Source organism: Burkholderia sp. Ac-20384 (assembly GCF_017104605.1).
GTDB classification, from domain to species: Bacteria; Pseudomonadota; Gammaproteobacteria; order Burkholderiales; family Burkholderiaceae; genus Burkholderia; species Burkholderia lata.
Genome location: NZ_JAAGPE010000517.1, coordinates 1 through 3,663 on the forward strand (window position 1 = coordinate 1; position 3,663 = coordinate 3,663).

Sequence of the window (3,663 nt, forward strand, 5' to 3'; positions counted from 1 at the left end):
TCGGGAACCGTAACCGTTCACGCCGCCGGCACGTGCGCCGGCAGGGGGCGCCACGCGGCGCCAGACGGGGGCACCGCCAGCCGGCTGACCGTACGCGCGCATGTCGCCGCCACCGAAGCCGTGGCCGCCGAACCCATGACCGCCGTGGGGCGGTTGCGCGAGCGCGAGCGGCATCAGCAGCGCGCCGAGCACGCCTGCCACCCATCGTCCGATCTTCCGTTTCACCCGTTCCGTCATCGTTCAGTGCCTGTCCACGCCCGCCGCCGGCTCCTTTCGGCCGACGCAAGGCTTTCAGCAGTAATTTATGAGCGGGCCGAAAGCGTGTCGAGCCAAAAAGTGTTATGTCGCCGGCATCGGTGTAACACCATGTTACTGCTAGGTTTTTTCACTTCTGCGGGCGACCGCGACAGAACATTCTTCTGCCGTTTTGCGCATGGCCGGGCCGGTGCCGTGAGCGCTGTTGCATGAGACTGACTCATCAATCGATTCACACAATGAATTTGTGTAGTGAATCATCAACCCGGACAATGGCGCCATCCGCGCGCGCGACGCGCGCCTCCGTCGCTTCCGAATCGAGTTCCCGATGGCCCGTCCCCGTTTTCTTCCCGACAACTTCACGCTCGCACTCGTCGGCACCGTCGTGCTCGCGAGCCTCCTGCCGTGCCGCGGCCCGGCCGCCCATGCGTTCAACTGGGCAACCAACATCGCCGTCGGCCTGCTGTTCTTCCTGCACGGCGCGAAGCTGTCGCGCGAAGCCGTCGTCGCGGGTGCGACGCACTGGCGGCTGCACGCGGTCGTGCTGCTCAGCACGTTTGCGCTGTTCCCGCTGCTCGGCCTTGCGCTGAAACCCGTGCTGCAGCCGCTCGTCACGCCGACGCTGTATGCGGGCGTGCTGTTCCTGTGCACGCTGCCGTCGACGGTCCAGTCGTCGATCGCGTTCACGTCGATCGCGAAGGGCAACGTGCCGGCCGCCGTGTGCGCGGCCTCCGCGTCGAGCCTGCTCGGGATCTTCGTCACGCCGGCGCTCGTCGGGCTGATGATCACGTCGCAGTCGGCGGCCGCGGCGTCGCCGTGGAGCACCGTCGGCAGCATCGTGATGCAGCTGCTCGTGCCGTTCATCGCCGGCCAGTTGCTGCGGCCCGTGATCGGCGGCTGGATCGACCGCAACCGCGGCGTGCTGCGCTTCGTCGACCAGGGCTCGATCCTGCTCGTCGTCTACGTCGCCTTCAGCGAGGCCGTCAACGAAGGCCTGTGGCACCAGATCCCGCCGCGCGCGCTCGGCGGCCTGCTCGTCGTCAACCTCGTGCTGCTCGCGATCGCGCTGTTGCTGACCGCGTTCGTCAGCAAGCGGCTCGGCTTCAACCGCGCCGACCAGATCACGATCATCTTCTGCGGGTCGAAGAAGAGCCTCGCGGCCGGCGTGCCGATGGCGAAGGTGATCTTCTCGGCGAACGCGGTCGGCGCGATCGTGCTGCCGCTGATGCTGTTCCACCAGATCCAGCTGATGGCGTGCGCGGCGCTCGCGCAGCGCTGGGGGGCGCGCGACATGAGCGGCGAGCACGACGAGGGCGACGCGACGTCGGCGCCCGGCGCGCTGAGCGCGGGCAAGCGCTGACGATCCGGGGTGACGGGACGGCCAGCAAGTGGTGCCGTCCCGGTGTTCTCGCCTTTTCGCCTTTTCGCCTTTTCGCCTTTTCGCCTTTTCGCCTTTTCGCCTTTTCGCCTTTCCGCCTTTCCGCCTTTCCGCCTTTCCGCCTTTCCGCCTTTCCGCCTTTCCGCCTTCCGCCTTCCGCCTTCCGCCTTCCGCCTTCCGCCTCACCTCCCTTCCCAATACACACCGATGTGCCCCAGGCGCGATGCACCAGCAGCGCCCATCGCGTCACGAAATCTTCATTCAATTCTCCGCGAGCGATGCCGTTAAGTCGGGCGTCCTGTCGATTCGGCTGCCCTCGCCCATGCCCGCGCCCCACCCCGACTCCGCTGCCGCCAGCATCACGCGCCTGATCGCGGATCGCGCGCTCGCCGCCGTCTTCCAGCCGATCGTCGATCTCGGGTCGGGAACGGTCGTCGGATACGAGGGCCTGATACGCGGCCCGCGCGGCACCGACCTCGAGCCGCCCGTCGCGCTGTTCGCGCAGGCCGCGCGCGAAGGCGAGACCCTCGCGCTCGAGCAGGCGGCCGCGCTCACCTGCCTCGACGCATTCGCGGCACTCGGCTGCGACGGCAAGCTGTTCCTCAACTTCAGCGCCGGGACGATCCTGAAGCTCGCCAGCGAACGCGAGCGCGTACGCCAGCTCCTCGTCCGCGCGCGGATCGCCGCCGAGCGCATCGTGATCGAGCTGACCGAGCAGAATGCGATTCCCGACGTCGCCCACATCGGGCCGGCCGTCGCGTCGCTGCGCGACGCCGGCATCCAGTTCGCGCTCGACGACTACGGCACCGCGAACGCGAGCATGAACCTGTGGCTGCGCCTGCATCCGGACGTCGTGAAGATCGACCGCTTCTTCATCCATGACATCGCCCGCGACCCGCTCAAGTTCGAAGCCGTGAAGGCGATGCAGCACTTCGCGCAGGCGAGCGGCGCGCAACTGATCGCGGAAGGCATCGAGAACGAATGCGACCTGATCGTCGTGCGCGACATGGGCATCGGTTGCGTTCAGGGCTTCCTGCTCGGCCGGCCGAACGCGCAGCCGTCGCGGGTCGTCGCACCGGCCGCGCGTGACGCGATCCGCGCGCCGCACATCGCGGTGTTTCCCGGCGCGACGCGCTCGGTGCGGCCGGCCGGCACGATCGCCGGGAAGATGCTGGTGCCGGCGCCGGCACTGCCGCGCGACGCGACCAGCAACGACGTGCTCGACCTGTTCAACCGGATGCCCGACCTGCACGCGGTCGCGCTCGTCGAACGCGGGCGTCCCGTCGCGCTCGTGAATCGCCGCGGCTTCATCGACCGCTTCGCGCTGCCGTACCACCGCGAGGTGTTCGGGAAGAAGCCGTGCCTGCAGTTCGCGAACGACGCACCGCTGATGATCGACAACGCGACGACGTTCGAGCAGCTCGCGATGCTGCTCGCGAGCCACGATCAGCGCTATCTCGCGGACGGCTTCGTGATCACCGAACACGGCCGCTACGTCGGGCTCGGCACCGGCGAGAGCCTCGTGCGCGCGGTGACGGAGATGCGCATCGAGGCCGCGCGCTACGCGAATCCGCTGACGTTCCTGCCCGGCAACATCCCGATCAGCGCGCACATCGACCGCCTGCTCCAGCGCGACGCCGGCTTTCATGCGTGCTACGTCGACCTGAACCAGTTCAAGCCGTTCAACGACCAGTACGGCTACTGGCAGGGCGACGAGGTGCTGAAATTCGCGGCGACGGTGCTGGCCGGCGTGTGCGATCCACAGCGCGACTTTCTCGGGCACGTCGGCGGCGACGATTTCCTCGTGCTGTTCCAGCGCGCCGACTGGCGCGAACGCGCCGCCGACGCGATCGCGCGCTTCAACGACGGCGCGCAGCTCTTCTACACGCAGGCCGACCGGCAGGCGGGCGGGCTGCACGGCGAGGACCGCCACGGCAACCCGGCGTTCTTCGGCTTCGTGACGATGGCGATCGGCGCGGTCGGCGTGCCGGCCGGCGCGCACGGCGCGAAGCGCTACGGCAGCGACGAGA

Annotated in this window: 2 protein-coding genes and 1 pseudogene; 2 read left to right on the forward strand and 1 reads right to left on the reverse strand. The window is 68.4% G+C overall.

Annotation, left to right across the window (positions count from 1 at the left end):
- Positions 1-237 (reverse strand): annotated as a pseudogene (locus tag G3O00_RS40950) (peptide-binding protein); the annotation flags it as partial.
- Between the two features lie 346 nt (positions 238-583).
- Here G3O00_RS40950 and G3O00_RS40955 point away from each other — a divergent pair.
- Positions 584-1,615, forward strand: a complete 1,032-nt coding sequence (locus G3O00_RS40955; protein ID WP_011353419.1) for a bile acid:sodium symporter family protein — start codon at positions 584-586, stop codon at positions 1,613-1,615.
- A 340-nt stretch (positions 1,616-1,955) separates the two neighbouring features.
- Positions 1,956-3,663 (forward strand): phosphodiesterase (locus G3O00_RS40960; RefSeq protein WP_206146402.1); only part of this gene is annotated, 1,708 nt, incomplete at its 3' end.

Excerpts from the sequence above, each read along its gene's own strand:
- G3O00_RS40955 (WP_011353419.1), top strand. The coding sequence starts at position 584 with ATGGCCCGTCCCCGTTTTCTTCCCGACAACTTCACGCTCGCACTCGTC.